Below are 15,990 nucleotides of genomic sequence, written 5' to 3'. Positions count from 1 at the left end.
CTGCGTCCCAGCGCGTTCTGCGAGCGGGCCAGCCGGCCCCCGAGGCCCCCGAGATCGAGGCCATCGCGCCGCCAGAAGGGCGCCTGGAGCGGCTCCGCGGCCGGCTGGCCCGCTCGCAGAACGCGCTGGGACGCAGCGTGCTGGGCCTGATCGGCGGTGGGGACCTCGACGAAGACGCGTGGCAGGACGTCGAGGACACCCTGCTGGTCGCCGACCTCGGCCCGGTGGTCACCGAGTCGGTGATGTCGCAGCTGCGCGACCGCCTGGCCGGCAGCGCCGTGCGCACCGAGGCCGACGCGAAGGCCGTCCTGCGCGACGTGCTGATCCGGGAGTTGCATCCCGACATGGACCGGTCGATCCGCGCCCTGCCGCACGACGACCACCCCTCGGTGTTGCTGGTGGTCGGCGTGAACGGCACGGGAAAGACGACCACCGTCGGCAAGCTGGCGCGGGTGCTGGTGGCCGACGGGCGCCGCGTCGTGCTCGGCGCCGCCGACACCTTCCGCGCCGCCGCGGCCGACCAGCTGCAGACGTGGGCGTCCCGGGTGGGCGCGGAAGTGGTGCGCGGGGCCGAGGGTGCCGACCCCGCATCGGTGGCCTTCGACGCTGTCGACAAGGGCATCGCGTCGGGTGCCGACGTGGTACTCATCGACACCGCAGGCCGGCTGCACACCAAGGTCGGGCTGATGGACGAGCTCGACAAGGTCAAGCGCGTGGTGACGCGGCGCGCAGCTGTTGATGAGGTGCTGCTGGTGCTCGACGCCACCATCGGGCAGAACGGGCTCGCCCAGGCGCGGGTGTTCGCCGAGGTCGTCGAGATCACCGGCGCCGTGCTGACCAAGCTGGACGGTACGGCCAAGGGCGGCATCGTATTCCGCGTCCAACAGGAGCTCGGGGTGCCGGTGAAGCTGGTCGGGCTCGGGGAAGGCCCCGACGACCTGGCGCCGTTCGAGCCCGCCGCCTTCGTCGACGCCCTGCTCGGCTGACACCGCTTACACGGCGAGCGGGACGTTAATCCCGCCGAAACACGGTGGCCCCACTGCGGAAACAACAATCTCGCAAGGTTCTGGATCAGGTCACAGGCGTCGCCTGACGGCCATTCATGTCCGACCGGAGGTGAGCGAGTGGCATTCCCGCAATTGGGCCAACCCGATACCGGCGATACCGCCTGGATGTTGGCGAGTTCCGCGCTAGTGCTGTTGATGACGCCGGGCCTTGCGTTCTTCTACGGCGGCATGGTGCGCACCCGAAGCGTGCTCAACATGATCATGATGAGCATCAGCGCGATGGGCGTGGTGACCGTGCTCTGGGTGCTCTACGGCTACTCGATGTCGTTCGGCGACGACCGGGGCGGCGTCGTGGGCAACCCGACCGATTATTGGGGCCTGGCAAAGCTTATCGGCGGCAACGCCGTCAAGGCGGACCCGAGCAAGGGGGTCGCGCAGGTCGACATCCCGCTGGCAGGCACCATGCCCGCCACGGTGTTCGTGGCCTTCCAGCTGATGTTCGCGATCATCACCGTCGCGCTGATCTCCGGCGCGGTGGCCGACCGGCTCAAGTTCACCGCCTGGCTGGTGTTCTCCGGACTGTGGGCGACGCTGGTCTACTTCCCGGTCGCGCACTGGGTGTTCGCCGCCGACGGCTTCGCGTCCGAGCACGGCGGCTGGATCAACAACAAGCTGCACGCCATCGACTTCGCCGGGGGGACAGCGGTCCACATCAATTCCGGTGTGGCGGGGCTGGCGTTGGCGATCGTGCTGGGCAAGCGCCGCGGGTGGCCGACGACGCTGTTCCGGCCGCACAACCTGCCCTTCGTGATGCTCGGTGCCGGCCTGCTGTGGTTCGGCTGGTTCGGGTTCAACGCCGGTTCGGCGACCAGCTCCAACGGCTCCGCCGGTACCACGTTCATGACCACCACCATCGCGACGGCCACGGCCATGCTGGCCTGGCTGCTCACCGAGCGCATCCGCGACGGCAAGCCCACGACGCTGGGAGCGGCGTCGGGCATCGTCGCCGGACTGGTCGCGATCACGCCGTCCTGCTCGTCGGTGAACGTGCTGGGCGCGCTGGCGGTCGGCGCGGTGGCCGGGGTGGTGTGCGCGCTGGCGGTGGGACTGAAGTTCAAGTTCGGCTACGACGACTCGCTCGACGTCGTCGGGGTGCACATGATCGGCGGTCTGACGGGCACCCTGTTGGTGGGGCTGCTCGCCGCGCCCGAATCCCCGGCGATCAACGGCGTGGCCGGGGTGTCCAAGGGGCTGTTCTACGGCGGCGGCTGGGCCCAGCTGGAACGGCAGGCCGTCGGCGCCTTCGCCGTACTGTTCTACTCGGGCATCGTCACGCTGATCCTGGCTTTGATCCTGAAGTACACGATCGGGTTGCGTGTCCCCGCCGAGGAGGAATCGACCGGTATCGACGAGTCCGAGCACGCGGAGAGCGCGTACGATTTCGGAACGATCGGTGGGCAAGGGTCCGTTCTCCCGGCGGCGCGGATTCCGGTGGATGACCGCAACGGCCTGGAGGAGGACCGAGTGGGCGACAAGGTGGAGGCAGAGCAGGCATGAAGCTAGTCACCGCAATTGTGAAGCCGTTCACCCTCGATGACGTGAAGACCAGCCTCGAGGACGCGGGCGTCCTGGGGATGACGGTCAGCGAAATTCAAGGGTACGGGCGGCAGAAGGGCCACACCGAGGTCTACCGGGGTGCGGAGTACTCGGTGGATTTCGTGCCGAAGGTGCGAATCGAGGTCGTGGTCGACGATTCCGTCGTGGACAAGGTCGTGGACAGTATCGTCCGCGCGGCGCGCACCGGCAAGATCGGTGACGGCAAGGTGTGGGTCACCCCGGTGGAAACCATTGTGCGAGTGCGCACGGGTGAACGCGGAACCGATGCCCTCTGATCTTAGCCGCACATCGCTGAACCGGGCCGGACGGGCCGGGAGGGTATGACAAGCCCACCCGGCCCGTCCGGGTCATCTGAAGCGGGGATCCGAAACGCCGGCGGGGCAAGCGATTTGGCGTCTGCGCGGCGTCAGCTGCTGGCCGACGGCGGTCACCTGGGCGCGGCGGAGTTGCGGAAAGCCTGGCTGGAGCTGCACGAATCCTGGTTGGTCGCCAAGTCCGGCGAGGTCGGCGTCACCGACGGCAGCGGCTTCGCGGTCGTGGGAGTCGGCGGCCTGGGGCGCCGGGAGCTGCTGCCGTATTCCGATCTCGACCTGATGCTGTTGCACGACAACAAGTCTGACGACGTGCTGCAGCGGGTTGCCGACGGGCTCTGGTATCCGTTGTGGGACGCCAACGTTCGGCTCGACCACAGCGTGCGCACGGTCTCCGGCGCCCTGGGTGTTGCCAACAGCGACCTGGTGGCCGCGCTGGGCATGCTGGACGCACGCCACATCGCCGGCGACGAGCGGCTGTCGGCCGAATTGATCGACGGGGCGCGCCGCCAGTGGCGCAGCGCGATCCGGTCGCGCATGGACGAGCTCGTCGCGATGACATACGAACGCTGGCAACGGTGTTGGCGGATCGCACAGCGGGCCGAGCCGGACCTGAAGTCGGGACGCGGCGGCCTGCGCGACGTCCAACTGCTCGACGCGCTGGGCGTCGCGCAGCTCATCGACCGCCGCGGCATGGGCCACCCGGACGCTCCCGGGGGATCGCTGGACGCCGCGTACCTGACGCTGCTCGACGTCCGCACCGAATTGCACCGGGTATCCAAACGCGGACTCGATCAACTGCTGGCGCAGTTCGCCGACGACGTCAGCGCCGCGCTGGGCGTGGGGGACCGATTTGACCTGTCCCGCATGCTCTCCAGCGTCAGCCGCACCATCGCCTACCACGCCGAGACAGGGCTGCGCACCGCGCAGAACGCGCTGCCCCGCCGCGGCCTCAGCGCGCTGGTGCGGCGCCCGAGGCGGCGACCGCTGGACGAGGGCGTCGTCGAGTACGACGGCGAGGTGGTGCTCGCCCGCGACGCCCGCCCTCAGGGCGATCCGGGGTTGGTGCTGCGCGTCGCGGCCGCCTCGGCGGACACCGGCCTGCCCATCGCCGCGGGCACGCTCAAACGGCTGGCCGACAGCGCCCCGGACCTGCCGTCGCCGTGGCCGCGCGAGGCGCTGGACGACCTGCTGGTCGTGCTGCTGGCCGGGCCCACCGCGGTGAACACGATCGAGTCGCTGGACCGCACCGGGCTGTGGGGCCGGCTGTTCCCGGAATGGGACGCGGTCCGCGACCTTCCGCCACGCGACGTCTCGCACAAGTGGACCGTCGACCGTCACATCGTCGAAACCACGGTCAACGCCGCCCCGCTCACAACGCGCGTGGCGCGCTCCGACCTGCTCGCGCTCGGCGCGCTGCTGCACGACATCGGCAAGGGGCGCGGCACCGACCACTGCGTGCTCGGTGCGGAATTGACGGTCCCGATCGGCAACAGGCTCGGGCTGTCGGCCCACGACACCGAGACGCTCGCGGGCATGGTCCGCCATCACCTGCTGCTACCGATAACGGCCACCCGCAGTGACCTCAACGACCCCAAGACCATCGAGTCGGTGGCCGGGGCCCTGCACGGCGACGCGCAATTGCTCGAGCTGCTGCACGCGCTCGCCGAGGCGGACTCGAAGGCCACCGGGCCCGGAGTGTGGAGCGACTGGAAGGCGTCGCTGATCGACGACCTGGTCCGCCGGTGCCGGCTGGTGATGGCCGGCGAGTCGCTTCCGGAAGCGGAACCTATTGCGCCGCATTATCTTTCGTTGGCGGCCGGCCGCGGGGTGTATGTGGAGATCAAAGCCGGCGACCGCGAGCGGTTGACGGCGGTGATGCTCGCGCCGGACCAGCGGGGGCTCGTGTCGAAGGCCGCGGCGGTGCTGGCGTTGAACTCGTTGCGCATCCATTCGGCGTTGGCCAACATCCACGAGGGCGTCGCGATCGTCGAGTTCGTCGTGTCGCCGGTGTTCGGCTCGCCGCCCGAATCGGGCTTGCTGCGCCAACAATTCAACGGCGCGCTGGCCGGCGACCTCGACGTCCTCGGGACGCTGGAGCGGCGCGACAGCGACGCCGTCAGCGCCGCGACGGCGCGGGCCGGCGAGATTCAGGCCGGGGTGCCCGTCACCCGGTCGACCGCCCCGCCGCGCATCCTGTGGCTGGACCCGACGACCGCCGGCCAGTTGATCTTCGAAGTCCGCGCCATGGACCGCCTCGGCCTGCTCGCGCTGCTGACCAGCGCGCTGGAACGCGCGGACGCGGACATCGCCTGGGCCAAGGTCAACACGTTCGGCTCGACGGCGGCCGACGTGTTCTGCGTGACGGTTAAGCCCGGCGCCGAGCTCGACGCGCGGGCCGCGATCGAGCAGAACCTGCTCGCCGTGCTGGGCGGCCCCGCGGTCGAGGTGCTCGAGGAGCCCGTCGGCGACTAGCGGGCCTCAGGAGTGCTCCGCGTTGAGTCGCCGCAGGGCCTCGATCCGGGCCTGGATCTGCTCGCGGGTCGCGGCCGCGATCGGCGGGCCCCCGCACCGGCGGCGCAGCTCGCTGTGGATCCAGCCGTGCGGTTTGCCGGTGCGGTGGTGGGTGGCCGACACCAGCGAGTTGAGCTCGCGGCGCAACTCGCGCAGCTGGCCGTGCATCGACGGCGGCGCGGAGACCGCGGCCGGCGTCGCCTGGGCGGCCCGTCGCTGGAGCTGCTCATCCTGGCGGCGGTGCAGCAGCGCGCGCATCTGCTCGGCGTCGAGCAACCCGGGAATGCCGAGGTAATCGGCCTCCTCGTCGCTGCCGGCCGGGGCGGCGGTGCCGAACGACGATCCGTCGAAGATGACCTGATCCAGCTCCGCGTCGGCGCCCAGCGCCGTGAATCCCGTGTCCGTGTCGGTCTTCTCGGTCTGCGTCCTGACCGCCGCATCGGCGTCCAGCGGATCCTCGGCCGGGCGGTGCGGCTCCCCGAGCACGTGGTTGCGCTGGGCCTCCAGCTCGCTGGCGAGCTGAAGCAGGTTGGGCACCGACGGCAGGAAGACGCTCGCGGTCTCACCCGGCCGGCGCGAGCGCACGAACCGGCCGATCGCCTGAGCGAAGAACAGCGGCGTGGAGGCGCTGGTGGCGTAGATGCCGACCGAGAGCCGGGGCACGTCGACGCCTTCGGAGACCATCCGCACCGCGACCAGCCACCGGGTAGTTCCGGCGGCGAATTCGCTGATACGCGCGGACGATCCGGGGTCGTCGGACAGCACCACCGTGGGCGCCTCCGAGGTCAGCCTGGTCAGCAGGGCGGCGTAGGCGCGGGCCGCGGTGCGGTCGGAGGCGATGATCATGCCGCCGGCGTCGGGCACATGCGCGCGCTTCTGGCGCAGCCGCTGGTCGGCGGCCGCGATCACCGCGGGCATCCATTCGCCGGCGGGGTCGAGCGCCGTCCGCCAGGCCCGCGCCGTCTGCTCGGCGGTCAGCGGCTCACCCAGCCGTGCCGCGTGTTCCTCGCCGGCGCTGTCCCGCCAGCGCGCCTCCCCGGAGTAGGCCAAAAACACGACCGGGCGGACCACCCCGTCGGCGAGGGCTTCGGCGTAGCCGTAGGTGTGGTCGGCCTGCGAGCGCCGCACCCCGTCGGCGCCCGCCTCGTAGGCCACGAACGGGATGGGGCTGTCGTCACTGCGGAACGGGGTGCCCGTCAGGGCCAGCCGGCGCGTGGCGTCGCCGAAGGCCTCGCGGATGGCGTCACCCCACGTCTTGGCGTCACCGCCGTGATGGATCTCGTCGAACACCACCAGCGTCTTGCGCTGCTCGGTCCGCACCCGGTGCAGCGTGGGGTGCGCGGCCACCTGCGCGTAGGTGACCATCACGCCGTGGTACTCGCCCGACGTGTGGGCAGTGGAGTTGGAGAACTTCGGGTCCAGCGCGATGCCGTGCCGCGCGGCGGCCAGCGCCCACTGCACCTTGAGGTGTTCGGTGGGCACCACGACCGTGATCTGGTCCACGGCGCGCTGGCTCAGCAGCTCGGCCGCCACCCGCAGGGCGAACGTCGTCTTTCCCGATCCCGGGGTCGCCACGGCCAGGAAATCGCGCGGCTGGCCGGCGAGGTATTTCACCAGCGCCCGGCGCTGCCAGCCCCGCAGCGCCCGGCCGCCGCCGTCGTCGACGGAGGACTCCGTGCGATCGACCGGTTGCACGGACATTTCCCCCCGTAGTGCAGTTTTCGATGCGGAAAGCTCGGTTAAGTGCGGACGTGAAATGTAGCACGCCAACGCTTTTCGGCGCAGTAACGACTCGAGCGGATTACCCCGCCCGGCTTACCAGGTCGCGGGCCGCAAGCCAGTCGTGAATGCGTTCGGCGACGTTGGGCCAGCCCGGCTCGAGCATCATGTTGTGGCCCATCGCGAAGAATTCCGGCTCCGTGCGGTAGGCGCGTGCCGTGGCACGCACGTCGCCGACACTGACGAAGCCGTCGTACTCGGCGCCGAGGACCAGGATCGGGGTGGTCACCCGTCGGGTTCGGACGCGGCGGACCATCGGATCGGTCATGGCGGCGCGGACGCTCTCGGCCCCGGCGCGCTGCCTACAGGATTCGACGATGGCCTCGGGCGTGTCGGCGCAGAACAGGTATTCGCGGGCCAGCGCCGGGGTGGCGAGGAACTTCAGCAGCGTGGGGTCGTTCCACGCTTCCATGGTCATCGACGGCCGGCGCCGCCACACGCGCACGGCCAACCGGAGCACGCCCTGCGGCGGCACGGAGCCCACCAGCACCGCCGCCGGGGCGCTCCGCCGTTCCAGGTAGCGCTGGATGACGAAGCCGCCCAGCGAGTGGCCGATCAGCACCGGCGCGCCGCCGAGTTCGTCGGCCACCGAGCGGACGTCGTCGATGTAGTCGGCGATGGACACCTTGTGCAAGGGCTTGGCCGTCGGGCTGGAGCCGTGTCCGCGCAGGCTCACCGCGACTGCGCGGTAGCCGGCGTCGGCGAAGAAATCCAGGAAGTGCTCCCAGCACCACGCGCCGTGCCAGCCGCCGTGCACGAAGAGCAGCGGCACCGGGTGATCCCGGCCGCAGGACCCCTTGTCGATCACCTCGAGCATGGGACCATTCAATAGCGCGTTCGCCTGCGCCGGGCTGAAATTGCGCCCGCGGATCGAGGCCGGCCCATGGGAGCGCTCGCCAGACATAAACCATTGCGACTCGGCTCGGCGTGTCGTCGCGGCCGTTTATATGTCGTGGCCGGCGGGCGCCCGGCGGTACCGCGCTTGCAGTACCACTTGGCCCGATTGAGTGGTACCTGCTGCGCCCGGCGGTGCCGCGCTTGCAGTACCACTAGGCTGGCGGGGTGTTTGAATCGCTGTCCGACCGGCTGACCGGTGCCCTTCAGGGACTACGCGGCAAGGGTCGACTGACCGACGCCGACATCGAGGCCACCACCCGCGAGATCCGGCTGGCGCTGCTGGAAGCCGACGTGTCGTTGCCCGTGGTGCGGGCGTTCGTCACCCGCATCAAGGATCGCGCCAAAGGCGCCGAGGTTTCCGGCGCCCTCAACCCGGCGCAGCAGGTCGTCAAGATCGTCAACGAGGAACTCATCGGCATCCTGGGCGGCGAGACCCGCCGGCTGGCCTTCGCCAAGACCCCGCCGACCGTGGTGATGCTCGCGGGCCTGCAGGGTTCCGGTAAGACCTCGCTGGCCGGCAAGCTGGCCGCCTGGCTGCGCGGGCAGGGGCACACCCCGCTGCTGGTGGCGTGCGACCTGCAGCGGCCGGCCGCCGTGAACCAGCTGCAAGTGGTCGGCGAGCGCGCCGGTGTGCCGGTGTTCGCCCCCCATCCGGGCGAGTCCCCCGAATCGGGGCCCGGCGACCCGGTCGCGGTGGCTGCCGCCGGGCTCGCCGAAGCCCGGGCCAAGCACCACGACGTCGTGATCGTCGACACCGCCGGCCGCCTGGGCATCGACGACGAGTTGATGGCGCAGGCGGCGGCCATCCGGAACGCCGTCAATCCCGACGAAGTCCTGTTCGTGCTGGACGCGATGATCGGGCAGGACGCGGTGACCACCGCCGAGGCGTTCCGCGAGGGCGTCGGCTTCACCGGGGTGGTGTTGACCAAGCTGGACGGCGACGCCCGCGGTGGCGCCGCGCTGTCGGTCCGCGAGGTCACCGGCGTCCCAATCCTTTTCGCGTCCACCGGCGAGAAGCTGGAGGACTTCGACGTCTTCCACCCCGACCGGATGGCCAGCCGCATCCTGGGCATGGGCGATGTGCTGAGCCTGATCGAACAGGCCGAGCAGGTCTTCGACGCCGAGCAAGCCGAGGCGGCCGCCGCCAAGATCGGCACCGGCGAGCTGACGCTCGAGGACTTCCTGGAGCAGATGCTCGCCATCCGCAAGATGGGCCCGATCGGCAACCTGCTGGGCATGCTGCCCGGCGCGGGGCAGATGAAGGAGGCGCTGGCCCAGGTCGACGACAGGCAACTCGACCGCCTGCAGGCCATCATCCGCGGCATGACGCCGCAGGAGCGGGCCGACCCGAAGATCATCAACGCCTCCCGGCGGCTGCGCATCGCCAACGGCTCCGGCGTGACGGTGTCCGAGGTCAACCAGCTGGTCGACCGCTTCTTCGAGGCCCGCAAGATGATGTCGTCGATGCTCGGCGGCATGGGCATCCCCGGCATGGGCCGCAAGTCGGCGACTCGAAAGGCCAAGGGCGCCAAAGGCAAGAAGGGAAAGAAGGGCGGCCGTGGGCCGACCCCGCCCAAGGTGCGCAACCCGCTGGGCGCCGCCATGCCGGGAATGCCCGCGGGCTTCCCCGACCTCTCGCACATGCCCGAGGGCCTCAACGAGCTGCCGCCCGGGCTGGCCGACTTCGACCTGTCCAAGCTCAAGTTCCCCGGCAACCAGGGCAAGAAGTCGTGACGATCGCGAGCGTGGTGCCCCCGGGTCGTCACCGTCGGACGTAGCCGCGCCGTGCGGATGCACCTGCGAGGCGTCGGGCTGCCCGACGAGACCCGCACCGAGCTGTGGATCGTCGACGGGCGCATCAGCACCGAGCGCGTGACCGGGGCCGACACCGTCTTCGACGGTGGCTGGATCCTGCCCGGCCTGGTCGACGCCCACTGTCACGTCGGCCTCGGCGATCACGGGGAGATCCCGCTCGACGACGCGATCACCCAAGCCGAAATCGAACGCGACGTCGGCGCGTTGCTGTTGCGCGACTGCGGCTCACCCACCGACACCCGCAGCCTCGACGACCGCGACGACCTGCCGCGGATCATCCGCGCCGGAAAACATCTCGCCAGGCCCAAGCGCTATGCGGCGGGCTTTTCGCGGGAGCTGGAAGACGAGTGGCAACTGCCCGAGGCGGTGGCCGGGGAGGCGCAGCGCGGGGATGGCTGGATCAAGCTGGTCGGCGACTGGATCGACCGCACGGTCGGCGACCTGGCACCGCTGTGGTCCGACGACGTGCTCAAGGCCGCCATCGAGACGGCACACGCCCACGGCGCCCGCGTCACGGCCCACGTCTTCAGTGAGGACGCCCTGCCCGGGCTGATCAACGCCGGCATCGACTGCATCGAACACGGCACCGGGCTCACCGACGAGAACATCGCGCTGATGGTCGAGCACGGGACCGTGCTGGTGCCCACGCTGGTCAACATCGTCGAGAATTTCCCCGGCATCGCCGACGCCGCCGCCGCGAAGTATCCGGCCTATGCCGCCCACATGCGTGACCTGCACGCGCGCGGGCTGGGGCGGATCGCAGCGGCGCGTGAAGCGGGCGTGCCGATCTACGCCGGAAGCGACGCGGGCACCATGGTCGCTCCCGGCCGGATCGCCGACGAGGTCGACGCGCTCAAGCGCATCGGGATGAGCGCGACCGACGCGCTGGGCGCGGCGTGCTGGGACGCGCGTCGCTGGCTGGGCCGGCCCGCGCTCGATGACGGCGCGTCCGCCGACCTGCTGTGCTACTCGGACGACCCGCGGTCCGGCCGGGCCACGCTGCACCGTCCTGACCTGGTGATATTGCGCGGCAGGGTGTTTCGGCCCGCGGCGTAGCTGCACGCCGGACGGGCCGACACGCGCGTCCCAAGAAAAAGATTGCGAGCACTTGCTATCTATGTTACGTTGCGTGTCACACGACGACCTGGAGGCAGAAGTGGCGTACGACGTGATCATTCGCGACGGGCTGTGGTTCGACGGCACCGGCAGCGCACCGCAAACCCGCACGCTGGGCATCCGCGACGGCGTGGTCGCCACGGTGTCGGACGTGCCACTGGACGAGACGGGCTGCCCGGAGGTGATCGACGCGGCCGGCAAGTGGGTCGTGCCGGGGTTTGTCGACGTGCACACCCACTACGACGCCGAGGTGCTGCTGGACCCGGGCCTGGGCGAGTCCGTGCGGCACGGTGTCACCACCGTGCTGCTGGGGAACTGCTCTTTGTCGACGGTCTACGCCGGCTCCGAAGACGCCGCCGACCTCTTCAGCCGGGTCGAGGCCGTGCCGCGCGAATACGTGTACGGGGCCCTGCAGAACAAGACCTGGTCCACCCCTGCGGAATACGTCAAGGCGATCGACGCCTTGCCCCTGGGCCCGAATATCGGCTCGCTGCTTGGTCATTCGGACCTACGGGCCGCGGTGCTGGGGCTCGACCGGGCCACCGACGCCGACGTCTCGCCCACCGACGCCGAACTGACGCGGATGGCGGACCTGCTCGACGAGGCGCTCGAAGCCGGGTTGCTCGGCATGTCGGGAATGGACGCGGCCATCGACAAGCTCGACGGTGAACGCTTCCGGTCGCGGGCGCTGCCGTCCACCTTCGCGACCTGGCGCGAGCGGCGCCGGCTGATCAAGGTGCTGCGCAAGCGCGGCCGCATCCTGCAGAGTGCCCCCAACGTGGCAAAGCCGGCGACCGGGATGCTGTTCTTCCTGGCCAGCAGCCGGATACTCAACTGGGGCAAGGGCGTTCGCATGAGCATGCTGGTGTCCGCCGACGCCAAGTCGATGCCGCTCTCGGTATATGTCTTCGGCCCGGGTGCCCGCCTGCTGAACAAGCTGCTGGGCTCTTCCGTGCGATTCCAGCATCTGCCGGTGCCGTTCGAGTTGTACTCAGACGGGATCGACCTGCCCGTCTTCGAGGAGTTCGGGGCCGGAACGGCGGCCCTGCACTTACGGGACCAGTTGCAGCGCAACGAGTTACTGGCCGACAAGGAATACCGGCGCAAGTTCCGCCGCGAGTTCGACCGCATCAAACTGGGACCGTCGTTGTGGCATCGCGACTTCCACGACGCCGTCATCGTGGAATGCCCCGATGAGTCGTTGATAGGCAAGAGCTTCGGGGCCATCGCCGACGAGCGCAAGCTGCACCCGCTCGACGCTTTCCTGGACGTGCTCGTCGAGAACGGTGAGCGTAATGTCCGCTGGACGACCGTCGTCGCCAACCATCGCCCCAAACTGCTCGACGCGCTCGCCAACGAGGGCAGCGTGCACATGGGCTTCTCCGATGCCGGTGCCCACCTGCGCAACATGGCCTTCTACAACTTTCCGCTGAAGCTGCTCAAGCGCGTCCGCGACGCCCACCGGGCCGGCGCGCCGTTCATGTCGACCGAGCGGGCGGTGCATCGCCTGACCGGCGAGCTGGGGGAGTGGTTCGGCGTCGACGCCGGCACCCTGCGCCAGGGCGACCGCGCGGACTTCGTGGTGATCGACCCGGCCGGCCTCAACGAGGCCGTCGAGGGCTACTACGAGGAGGAGGTGCCGTTCTACGGCGGCCTGCGGCGCATGGTCAATCGCAACGACGACGCCGTCGTCGCGACCGGTGTCGGCGGCGCCGTCGTCTTCCGCGCGGGCCGGTTCCGCGACGGCTACGGCCAGACCGTCAAGTCGGGCCGCTACCTGCGCGCGGGGCAGCGGCACCTCGGCCGGACCGCCCTCAAAATCGGAGCCTGACGTGGCCAGGACCCAGCAGCAGCGCCGCGAGGAGACCGTGGGGCGGCTCCTCGACGCGTGCATCGACACCATCATCGAGGTCGGATACGCCAGGGCGTCGGCGGCCGCGATCACCAAACGCGCGGGGGTCTCCGTGGGTGCCCTGTTCCGGCACTTCGAGACGATGGGCGATTTCATGGCCGCCACCGCGTCCGAAGTGCTGCGTCGTCAGCTCGAGACGTTCACCAAGCGCGTCGCCGAAATCCCGCCCGGTCGGCCGGCGCTGGAAGCCGCCCTGGGCATACTCCGCGACCTCACCACCGCCCCGAGCAACGCCGTGCTCTACGAGCTGCTGGTCGCCGCACGCACTGACGAAAAGCTAAGGGCCACTTTGCAGCACGAGCTGCGCCAGTACTCCACCAAGATCCACGAGGCCGCGCGCACGCTGCCCGGCGCCGAGGGCTTCCCCGAGGAAACGTTCCCGGTCCTGGTGGCGGTGCTCACCAACGTGTTCGACGGGGCCGCGGTGGTGGAGGGGGTGCTTCCGCAGCCGCAGATCACCGAGCAACGGATTCCGATGCTGATGACGCTGCTGTCCGCGGCGGCGCCGGACGCGGGCCTATAGCGAGCCGATGCTGGACTGCGGGTTGAGCGCGAAACCCCAGTCGAACAACGTCGCCGCCTGGTCCCAGTAGCTCGGCCCGCCGGCCTTCACCAGGCCGTACATCATGGCGATGACCAGCCGCCGGCCGCCCCGGGCGGCCGCCCCGACGAAGGTTTTGCGGGCGGCGTCGGTGAACCCGGTCTTGCCGCCGATCGCGCCCGGGTAGCGCTGCAACAGTTCGTCCTGGTTGGTGATGAGGTGGTCGCCGTTATCGCCGGGGAACATCGCCGACGGCTCCGCGGTGATCTGTGCGAACACCGGGTTGGCCATCGCGGCGCGGAAGATGACGGCCAGGTCGTGCGCCGTCGAGGACCCGGATCCACCCGGCCCGTCCAGGCCGGACGGCGTCGCGGCGTGCGTGCTCGTCGCGCCCAGGGAGGCGGCCTTGGCGTTCATCTTGGCGACCGTCGCCTCGGGGCCGCCGAGCATGTGCGCCAGCGTGTTCGCGGCGTCGTTGCCCGAGACCAGCAGCAGGCCGTCGAGCAGTTGGCGCGCGGTGTAGAGGTGGCCCGGTTTGACGCCGACGCAGTTGCACTCCACCTGCGTGTCGGCGGTGTCGGCGACCACGGTGGAGTCCAGGCTCACCTGGTCCAGCGTCACCAACGCGAGCAGCACCTTGATGGTGCTCGCCGGCGGGTGGGCCACATTCTGGTCGCGGCCGGCCAGCACCTGACCGCTGTCCAGGTCGGCGACGATCCAGGTCTGGGCCGGCCCGTCGGGGATCGGCACCGAACCGACCGGCTGCATGCTGTCGGCCCGGGACGCGGGGGCGGTGGCGCCGCACGCACCGACGGTGAGCAGGGCCGCGACTCCGACCCTGAGGGCCATGACCTTGCGCATGAGCCGAAAGTCTAACTTCCGGGCCTTTTCGACGCCGATTTTCGTCTACTGTCCGATGCATGTTGAGCCTGGCCGAGATTTCCGACCGCTTAGAGATCCAGCAGCTGCTGGTGGACTACTCCACCGCCATTGACCAGCGCCGATTCGACGACCTCGACAACGTGTTCACCGAGGATGCGTACATCGACTACACCGCCCTCGGCGGCATCGAGGGCCGCTACCCGGAGGTCAAGAAGTGGCTGTCGGAGGTGCTGCCGAACTTCCCGGTGTACGCCCACATGCTGGGCAACTTCTCGGTGCGCATCGACGGGGACAAGGCCTCCTCGCGGGTAATCTGCTTCAACCCGATGGTGCTCGGCGGCGACAACGATCAGGTGTTGTTCTGCGGTCTGTGGTACGACGACGAGTTCGTCCGCACGCCCGAGGGCTGGCGAATGACCCGCCGGGTGGAGACAAAGGTCTTCCAGAAGGTCATGTAGGCCGGGCGGATCGGCCTCCTTCGCCGCGCTTGCGATCGCCGCGAGCTCGATGGCGGCGACCCGCAGCGCCCGGCTTCGCCGCGCTTGCGATCGCCGCGAGCTCGATGGCGGCGACCCGCAGCGCCCGGCTTCACCGCGCTTGCGATCGCCGCGAGCTCGATGGCGGCGACCCGCAGCGCCCGGCTTCGCCGCGCTTGCGATCGCCGCGATTTCTGGCGCGGCGTCCTGTTCTGGCACAATGGGCTGCTGTCCGCCTGGCGATTACGCATCGCTTCGTGGTCATACACGCGAGGCAAAACCGGATCCGGGCATCCCGCCCCGATCGCCGAATTGCAGCGTGACACACACAGGAGAGTTCGCTTAACCATGGCTGTGAAGATCAAGCTCACCCGGCTTGGCAAGATCCGCAATCCCCAGTACCGCATCGCCGTCGCCGACGCGCGCACCCGGCGCGACGGTCGCTCGATCGAGGTCATCGGCCGCTACCACCCCAAGGAAGACCCGAGCCTCATCGAGATCAACTCCGAGCGGGCCCAGTACTGGCTGTCCGTGGGTGCCCAGCCCACCGAGCCCGTCCTCAAGCTGCTGAAGATCACCGGCGACTGGCAGAAGTTCAAGGGCCTGCCGGGCGCCGAGGGCCGCCTGAAGGTGGCCCCGCCCAAGCCGAGCAAGCTCGAGCTGTTCAACGCGGCGCTGGCCGAGGCCGAGGGCGGCCCGACCACCGAGGCCGCGAAGCCGAAGAAGAAGGCCCCGGCCAAGAAGGCCGCGAAGGCCGCCGAGCCGGAGGCCGCCGCCGAGGCGCCCGCGGAGACCGCCGCCGAGATCGCGCCGGCGGAAACGGCTGCCGAGGGCGGCGAGCAGGCCGCGCCGAGCGAAAGCTGAACCGGCGATGAGCACGGTCGTCGTTGACGCGGTGGAGCACCTGGTCCGCGGAATTGTCGACAACCCCGACGATGTCCGGGTTGACATGGTGACCAGCCGTCGCGGCCGCACTGTCGAGGTCCACGTCCATCCCGACGACCTGGGCAAGGTGATCGGGCGCGGCGGGCGCACCGCGACCGCCCTGCGCACGCTGGTCGCCGGCATCGGCGGCCGCGGTATCCGCGTCGACGTGGTGGACACCGACCAGTAGCGGCCATGG

General features: G+C 70.0%; 14 protein-coding genes. 11 read left to right on the top strand and 3 right to left on the bottom strand.

What is annotated here, in order from left to right:
- The 4 genes from ftsY to BST44_RS13085 all read left to right on the top strand — a co-directional run.
- A partial coding sequence (gene ftsY / locus BST44_RS13100) for a signal recognition particle-docking protein FtsY (protein WP_083177542.1) occupies positions 1-986 on the top strand: 986 nt, incomplete at its 5' end.
- A gap of 186 nt (positions 987-1,172) precedes the next feature.
- Positions 1,173-2,564 carry an ammonium transporter gene (locus BST44_RS13095; RefSeq protein WP_083177550.1) on the top strand — a complete coding sequence of 464 codons (1,392 nt, stop codon included), beginning with the start codon at positions 1,173-1,175 and terminating at the stop codon, positions 2,562-2,564.
- Complete coding sequence (gene glnB / locus BST44_RS13090) at positions 2,561-2,899, top strand: nitrogen regulatory protein P-II (protein ID WP_007171372.1); 339 nt, start codon at positions 2,561-2,563, stop codon at positions 2,897-2,899. The genes BST44_RS13095 and glnB overlap by 4 nt, the downstream gene beginning before the upstream one ends.
- A 45-nt stretch (positions 2,900-2,944) precedes the next feature.
- Positions 2,945-5,410 (top strand): [protein-PII] uridylyltransferase, encoded by a 2,466-nt coding sequence (locus BST44_RS13085; RefSeq protein ID WP_142274477.1) that lies wholly within the window; start codon positions 2,945-2,947, stop codon positions 5,408-5,410.
- Between the two features lie 6 nt (positions 5,411-5,416).
- Here BST44_RS13085 and BST44_RS13080 read toward each other — a convergent pair whose 3' ends face one another.
- Together BST44_RS13080 and BST44_RS13075 are read right to left on the bottom strand one after the other, a co-directional pair.
- Positions 5,417-7,150, bottom strand: coding sequence for a DEAD/DEAH box helicase (locus tag BST44_RS13080; protein ID WP_083177541.1), 1,734 nt, complete (start codon positions 7,148-7,150; stop codon positions 5,417-5,419).
- A gap of 100 nt (positions 7,151-7,250) precedes the next feature.
- Complete coding sequence (locus BST44_RS13075; RefSeq protein WP_083177540.1) at positions 7,251-8,045, bottom strand: alpha/beta hydrolase; 795 nt, start codon at positions 8,043-8,045, stop codon at positions 7,251-7,253.
- 245 nt (positions 8,046-8,290) lie between these two features.
- Here BST44_RS13075 and ffh point away from each other — a divergent pair, with 245 nt between their 5' ends.
- The 4 genes from ffh to BST44_RS13055 all read left to right on the top strand — a co-directional run bounded on the left by ffh (position 8,291) and on the right by BST44_RS13055 (position 13,491).
- Complete coding sequence (gene ffh / locus BST44_RS13070) at positions 8,291-9,859, top strand: signal recognition particle protein (RefSeq protein WP_083177539.1); 1,569 nt, start codon at positions 8,291-8,293, stop codon at positions 9,857-9,859.
- Between the two features lie 57 nt (positions 9,860-9,916).
- On the top strand, positions 9,917-10,996 hold the full coding sequence (locus BST44_RS13065) for an amidohydrolase family protein (protein ID WP_142274479.1): 1,080 nt from the start codon (positions 9,917-9,919) through the stop codon (positions 10,994-10,996).
- A gap of 61 nt (positions 10,997-11,057) precedes the next feature.
- Positions 11,058-12,887, top strand: a complete 1,830-nt coding sequence (locus tag BST44_RS13060) for an N-acyl-D-amino-acid deacylase family protein (RefSeq protein ID WP_083177537.1) — start codon at positions 11,058-11,060, stop codon at positions 12,885-12,887.
- A gap of 1 nt (position 12,888) precedes the next feature.
- Entirely contained in the window at positions 12,889-13,491 is a 603-nt protein-coding gene (locus BST44_RS13055) for a TetR/AcrR family transcriptional regulator (RefSeq protein WP_083177536.1), read from the top strand.
- Here BST44_RS13055 and BST44_RS13050 read toward each other — a convergent pair.
- Positions 13,486-14,370, bottom strand: a complete 885-nt coding sequence (locus tag BST44_RS13050) for a D-alanyl-D-alanine carboxypeptidase family protein (protein WP_083177535.1) — start codon at positions 14,368-14,370, stop codon at positions 13,486-13,488. The genes BST44_RS13055 and BST44_RS13050 overlap by 6 nt on opposite strands.
- A 59-nt stretch (positions 14,371-14,429) precedes the next feature.
- On the opposite strand from BST44_RS13050, the gene BST44_RS13045 reads away from it, so the two are divergent.
- The 3 genes from BST44_RS13045 (at position 14,430) to BST44_RS13035 (ending at position 15,981) form a co-directional block, all read left to right on the top strand.
- Positions 14,430-14,849: a nuclear transport factor 2 family protein gene (locus BST44_RS13045; RefSeq protein ID WP_083177534.1), complete on the top strand. Its 420-nt coding sequence runs from the start codon at positions 14,430-14,432 to the stop codon at positions 14,847-14,849.
- Between the two features lie 366 nt (positions 14,850-15,215).
- On the top strand, positions 15,216-15,731 hold the full coding sequence (gene rpsP, locus BST44_RS13040) for a 30S ribosomal protein S16 (protein WP_083177548.1): 516 nt from the start codon (positions 15,216-15,218) through the stop codon (positions 15,729-15,731).
- A 7-nt stretch (positions 15,732-15,738) separates the two neighbouring features.
- The gene (locus BST44_RS13035) at positions 15,739-15,981 is read left to right on the top strand and encodes an RNA-binding protein (RefSeq protein ID WP_003878715.1); all 243 of its coding nucleotides are present in this window, start codon (positions 15,739-15,741) and stop codon (positions 15,979-15,981) included.
- Positions 15,982-15,990: the final 9 nt, after the last annotated feature.

Origin of the sequence: Mycobacterium scrofulaceum, from assembly GCF_002086735.1 — a bacterium.
In the GTDB taxonomy this organism is placed as follows: domain Bacteria; phylum Actinomycetota; class Actinomycetes; order Mycobacteriales; family Mycobacteriaceae; genus Mycobacterium; species Mycobacterium scrofulaceum.
This window is presented reverse-complemented; position numbering and strand designations above follow the sequence as displayed.

Bases quoted from the DNA above. Each gene is read 5' to 3' on its own strand.
- BST44_RS13095 (WP_083177550.1), top strand. From the start codon at position 1,173: ATGTTGGCGAGTTCCGCGCTAGTGCTGTTGATGACGCCGGGCCTTGCG.
- glnB (WP_007171372.1), top strand. From the start codon at position 2,561: ATGAAGCTAGTCACCGCAATTGTGAAGCCGTTCACCCTCGATGACGTG.
- BST44_RS13085 (WP_142274477.1), top strand. From the start codon at position 2,945: ATGACAAGCCCACCCGGCCCGTCCGGGTCATCTGAAGCGGGGATCCGA.
- BST44_RS13080 (WP_083177541.1), bottom strand. From the start codon at position 7,150: ATGTCCGTGCAACCGGTCGATCGCACGGAGTCCTCCGTCGACGACGGC.
- BST44_RS13075 (WP_083177540.1), bottom strand. From the start codon at position 8,045: ATGCTCGAGGTGATCGACAAGGGGTCCTGCGGCCGGGATCACCCGGTG.
- BST44_RS13065 (WP_142274479.1), top strand. From the start codon at position 9,917: ATGCACCTGCGAGGCGTCGGGCTGCCCGACGAGACCCGCACCGAGCTG.
- BST44_RS13060 (WP_083177537.1), top strand. From the start codon at position 11,058: ATGTTACGTTGCGTGTCACACGACGACCTGGAGGCAGAAGTGGCGTAC.
- BST44_RS13050 (WP_083177535.1), bottom strand. From the start codon at position 14,370: ATGCGCAAGGTCATGGCCCTCAGGGTCGGAGTCGCGGCCCTGCTCACC.
- BST44_RS13045 (WP_083177534.1), top strand. From the start codon at position 14,430: ATGTTGAGCCTGGCCGAGATTTCCGACCGCTTAGAGATCCAGCAGCTG.
- rpsP (WP_083177548.1), top strand. From the start codon at position 15,216: ATGGCTGTGAAGATCAAGCTCACCCGGCTTGGCAAGATCCGCAATCCC.
- BST44_RS13035 (WP_003878715.1), top strand. From the start codon at position 15,739: ATGAGCACGGTCGTCGTTGACGCGGTGGAGCACCTGGTCCGCGGAATT.